Source organism: Butyrivibrio sp. WCE2006 (assembly GCF_000701985.1).
Classification (GTDB): domain Bacteria; phylum Bacillota; class Clostridia; order Lachnospirales; family Lachnospiraceae; genus Butyrivibrio.
Genome location: NZ_JNKH01000078.1, coordinates 1 through 4,456 on the forward strand (window position 1 = coordinate 1; position 4,456 = coordinate 4,456).

Consider the following 4,456-nt stretch of genomic DNA (forward strand, 5'->3'; position numbering starts at 1 on the left):
CAAAGCACGGAAGCTGGCTGGACATTGCTGAGATTGAATTAAATGTAATGACAAAACAATGCCTATCAAGAAGAATTGAAAGCATTGACAAGCTTAAGTCTGAACTCTCAGCATGGGAGTCAGAACGTAATGCCAAGCAGGCAAAGGTTAATTGGCAGTTCACTAATGATAAAGCAAGGATAAAACTGATTTCCTTATACCCTAAGCTTGAGTAAATCTCAGGCTTGGAGATTAAATTAATTGTGAACTTGCCACGACACTAGAGGAGTAATCGTTTCATATAAATTTTGACTAAAAACCACATTTCTCACGACGAGAAGATGTGGTTTTTTGTTGTCAAAAAATCTTTCAAATCTTCTTATTGCATCTCGTAGCTAAAGAAAGTGAGGTTACGGATGAATCAAGCAAATCCCCCACCAATTGATCTGGAAAAGTATCTTGCCGGTAAAAAACACCGGTACTGCACTTATCAGAATGGAGCCTGGCTCTATAGCATGGCCTACTGGTCATTTGTAGTCATGTGCAAAGAAGCTGGAGCCAATATTTCACTTCGGAAAACAGCCCTTGTGGATCTGGATCTACACCACTGATGTAATCGTAGAGAACCTGGAATTTGCCGAGAGCAAGAGTTCCGGAGATCAGACCGGTGATGCTAACGATGGCTTCAACGATTTGCCGGATCTGGATGTGATTCCGTTTAACTAAATAGTGAGTTTTGATGGGAAGGGCAGCTTTGCAAATGTGAGGCTGCCCTCCTTTTTTGTTTGCAAATATATGTAATTATGATGTTTCGGCTTTGTGAGCGTAAATCTAAATTAAACAGATGATGGGTTTTGATATGTGACTTATAGTCCGTTGTTACAAATACATCACGATATTAACCTCAAAATAGGAGGTTCACAATGATGATTCAAGTGTGTTTTGGAATGGCATGCAGACGGCAGAGAGAACAAATGCAGGTTAGTCAAGAAAAGTTTGCACTTTCGATTGGTATGGATAGAACTTATTATGCATCAGTAGAGGCAGGGAAGAGGAATATATCTATACAGAACATTAAAAAAATTGCTGATGGATTTGGAATATCATTAGCTGAACTAATGAGCGAAACAGAAAATGTAGAACGTACTTCTAAAAATGCAAGGAGATAAGAAGTTATGTATGAAAATTATAAGGCAATACAAACTCTTTTCGATGGAATTGTAAGCAGTGTTGGTGGAGAATCGAGAAACATAAAAAAATATGTTCGAAGGAATTATGATAAAGATACAAGTGGATTCCCGAAGGAAGGAGCATATTTCGGATTGATTAAAGAAGGGGAAGAGCCTTCTGGTGGGTATCATGACTTAAGCCTGGTTGTCTTTCTGAGTAATGAACAGGAAGATAAAAATGACAGGTGCATGGTTTCTTTGGTGTTTGGTTCACTTGGTTATAGAGATGATTATGACATAGCCGCTTTGCCTGGAACGAAGCGTTTATTCATGAATCTCGGTTTGAATGATGTTTTTATTAAAAATGATTTTACTGACATCCAGTCTAGGGATGGATTCAAAGATTTTTGTGAAGTGAAAGATGACAACATGGGTTCAACGAATAGCGATGAACCAGATAGAATTCCAGAAACCTTACGAAATTCTTTCAAGAAGTATGAAAACGTTATATTGGTGGCTTCTTTTTTTGATCCGCATAATGAAGAAGAAACAAAGAAAATGCTAGAAAAGTTTATTGCAGCATATGCTGATATGCGATCATGGCCATCTAATAAAGATCAAAGGAAAGTAGTTAAAGAAATCCTCCATAATTCTAAGAAAGATGAAATAAATGATGCTGAGGAAATTAAAAAGATCAGTCAATTGATCGAGTCAAGAAAATATGTAGTACTCCAAGGCGCGCCAGGTACAGGGAAAACCCGTATGGCGAAAAAGCTTACTAAAGGAAAAAAAGTTTTCTTTACACAGTTTCATGCAGAAACTACTTATAGTGATTTTATTTATGGAATAAGACCTGCTGTTGGCAAAGAGAACAAGGATAAAAAGGATTATATAGAGTATGAGGAAGTAATTGGAGTATTTGTTCAAGCGATAAAAGAAGCTATAGGATCTAAGGATGAAAATGAAGAAGTCTATTTAATAATAGACGAGATTAATAGAGCAAATTTGTCTAATGTGCTTGGACCTATTTTTTATTTATTTGAGCCAACAATGCATGAGTCAAATGTAAATATTGAGGTATGTCCGGGATTGAGTTTGAGTAAACTTCCGGATAATCTTCGAGTTATAGCAACAATGAATACTGCTGATAGAAGCTTAGGTGGTATAGATTTTGCATTAAGACGAAGGTTTGCGTGGTATACTATGGTTCCGCATATAGTAAAAGCTGATGAAGGATATCATTTTTGTGAGGAAGCTTTTGCAGATATGAAAGATATCTTTAATAAGTATGCGTCAGACGAAGAGCTGAATCTAATGCCTGGGCAGGCATATTACATCGTAACTGATAAGAACACTGAACTACAAGAAAGGTTGCGTTATGAGGTAATGCCATTAGTAAAAGAATATTTGGCAGATGGCTTTTTGACTAGAGCGAGGGACAGCTTTATACGTTACTTTAGGACCTGGATTCATGAGGAGATGTATAAATAAGTGGGTAAAATATTCCTTCAAATGCCGTGCTTATCTGAGTCAAAGATATATACGGATCGACAAATTCATGAAGATCTTTTTGATAAGAAAAGTGATTATCGATACCTAGAATCAAGTATACAAACTTTCGCTGATATAAATAGAGATGTCTTCGATTTTGCTGGAATTCGTGTTGAAGTAAGTGGAAGCGGTAAGAGTATATCGATAAAGTTTATTACTTCTGGATATGTGGGAGCTATACCAGTCAGAATGCCATATGATGGAGTTTCAAGAAAGGATATTCAGATTCTTCCAAGATTTGAGAATAAAAAAGATGGCTATGCAGAGCTGTTTAAAATACTAGATAAAATAGATTATTCCGATGAATTGGAATATATGAATAACCGATACTTGAATTCACCGTTTCAACTGAAACCACCAATCTTTAATGAAGCGATGGAGTACATAAAGTTATTTGAAGAGGCTTATAGATATCGATGGAGAAAATTTGAGAACATAAAAGAGCCGTTAAAAAAACCTAGTAGCGGAACGGACTGGAACGAGTATGCAAAAAACTCTTATGATCCTAAGAAAAGGCTTGAGTATCCATCGAGGAGAAATGTTCTTTCGACTAATCATAAAGAGTGGCAGGAACTGGTTTATGTTTTAAACCTGGCTTGTGAGGTATTAAATGATCAGGCTGTGCCTGTGGATATTAGAGTGGGGTATCAAAGATACTTAAATACAGTTATATATAATGTTAGAAATATTAAACCTGAGCCTACCCAAGAAATTATTATTCATGCTAAAGATCCGGATTGCATAAAGAGACTTAAGAGACAAGCTGAGATAATAATACATAAAAATTCGACAACCTGTGCAGCATGGAGAATGGACATGTCCAAAATATTTGAGAGATACGCTCAGTATCTGCTCAAGAAGAGCACTGAGGAATTAGCAGGTAGAGAATATAATAATCCTAAAATTCATGCGCGGGGAGACAGAATGAGGTGGGGGCTTAAGTATCTTGAGCCGGACATGGTTTCAGTAATTAGTAATGGAATCGTATTTGCGGATGCTAAATATAAAGCTCATTTGTATTCTTATGATAGTGACTCAGAGTTATTAAAGGAAACCTTTAGGTCAGATCTTCATCAAATAGTTGCATATTGCGCATTCGAACCAGCTGACAATAAAAAAGGAATGTTGTTTTATCCGGCACCAGAATTTAAAAAGTATGAAACACTTTTTGAGACACCACTTTCTTCAGCAAATGTGCGGATCTTTTTGTGTGGAATCCCTTTTTGTGATGAAAAAGAGGAAGAAACGGTAATGAAACTCAAGGATATAATGTCGTAGGATACAAGTGTAACTCAAATGTAAGGAGAAAGAGGCAATGTTCAGATCGAACATAGTCTCTTTTTTTATTTAATAGGAAATTTCGCCTTGGCGGCGAAAACTTGAATTAAAAGGCCCGGCAAGACCGGGCCACGCAAAGCGGAGGTATGTTGGTTTTGAATTACCAATCTACCTCATCAAAGAATTCATCATCTTCATGCATAAAGTAATCCATGTCGAGAAGGTCTTCATCATCCATCTCGCGGATTTCATTCGCCGACATGCCTTCCGGCGGGTTTTGGATGTATTTCTCTCTAAGCTTTGCTATTAGTTCTTTACTGGCCATGGATGTTCCTCCTAGCATGATTTTATCATGCGCAGGAATACGAGGGAACACTACTGATTTTTGAGGATGGAGCTCTGCTTTTGGGACGGCATTTTCCCATTGCCTTTTCATATAAGTCTTCGAGAGAAACACGTTTGTGGTTAAAGCGCAATTC

6 protein-coding genes and 1 pseudogene are annotated in these 4,456 nt (G+C 37.1%); 6 read left to right on the forward strand and 1 reads right to left on the reverse strand.

Features of this window, described 5'->3' with window-relative positions; translation table 11 throughout:
* From T501_RS21895 to T501_RS19205, 6 genes and pseudogenes are all read left to right on the forward strand, one after another.
* Positions 1 to 215, forward strand: a pseudogene (locus tag T501_RS21895) (IS630 family transposase); the annotation flags it as partial.
* A gap of 279 nt (positions 216 to 494) precedes the next feature.
* The gene (locus tag T501_RS23065; RefSeq protein WP_442856398.1) at positions 495 to 590 is read left to right on the forward strand and encodes a DUF6462 family protein; all 96 of its coding nucleotides are present in this window, start codon (positions 495 to 497) and stop codon (positions 588 to 590) included.
* A complete protein-coding gene (locus T501_RS21670; protein ID WP_156094531.1) occupies positions 565 to 705 on the forward strand; it encodes a hypothetical protein in 141 nt (46 codons plus the stop codon). The genes T501_RS23065 and T501_RS21670 overlap by 26 nt, the downstream gene beginning before the upstream one ends.
* 197 nt (positions 706 to 902) lie before the next feature.
* Positions 903 to 1,148 carry a helix-turn-helix domain-containing protein gene (locus tag T501_RS19195; RefSeq protein ID WP_197028007.1) on the forward strand — a complete coding sequence of 82 codons (246 nt, stop codon included), beginning with the start codon at positions 903 to 905 and terminating at the stop codon, positions 1,146 to 1,148.
* A gap of 6 nt (positions 1,149 to 1,154) precedes the next feature.
* Positions 1,155 to 2,639, forward strand: a complete 1,485-nt coding sequence (locus T501_RS19200) for an McrB family protein (protein WP_050008421.1) — start codon at positions 1,155 to 1,157, stop codon at positions 2,637 to 2,639.
* Positions 2,640 to 3,977, forward strand: a complete 1,338-nt coding sequence (locus T501_RS19205; protein ID WP_044917113.1) for a 5-methylcytosine restriction system specificity protein McrC — start codon at positions 2,640 to 2,642, stop codon at positions 3,975 to 3,977.
* Positions 3,978 to 4,137: 160 nt separating this feature from the next.
* Here the strand turns inward: T501_RS19205 and T501_RS21900 are convergent, their stop codons facing one another.
* Positions 4,138 to 4,302 carry a hypothetical protein gene (locus tag T501_RS21900; RefSeq protein WP_170832732.1) on the reverse strand — a complete coding sequence of 55 codons (165 nt, stop codon included), beginning with the start codon at positions 4,300 to 4,302 and terminating at the stop codon, positions 4,138 to 4,140.
* Between the last annotated feature and the right edge of the window lie 154 nt (positions 4,303 to 4,456).